This window comes from Pseudoalteromonas sp. C8 (assembly GCF_011378685.1).
Classification (GTDB): domain Bacteria; phylum Pseudomonadota; class Gammaproteobacteria; order Enterobacterales; family Alteromonadaceae; genus Pseudoalteromonas; species Pseudoalteromonas arctica.
Window position 1 is genome coordinate 1 of the sequence record NZ_WTKT01000089.1, and the last position, 253, is coordinate 253.

The window sequence follows — 253 nt, forward strand, 5'->3', positions numbered from 1 at the left end:
TTATTCGCCAAATAGCACCCAACTCACTGCCTATCCCCGCTTTAAAATCATTATCGGTAATATCGCCAGTATTAAGCTCAAAAGCCGCTAATGTATAAGCTTGTAGGTAATTAGGATCACCTATTGATTTACCATATCCTCCTTGCGTAAACCAACGTCCACTTTCTTTTTGAATATCCGCTTGTCGGTCAAAGCCCATGCGGAAACTCCAAGACCAATTATCAAAAATTCTATTGTTTACCGGTACTGATAG

Annotated in this window: 1 pseudogene; it reads right to left on the reverse strand. The window is 39.9% G+C overall.

The window, feature by feature from the left end:
• A pseudogene (locus tag GQR39_RS20155) lies at window positions 1–199 on the reverse strand (hypothetical protein); the annotation flags it as partial.
• Window positions 200–253: the final 54 nt, after the last annotated feature.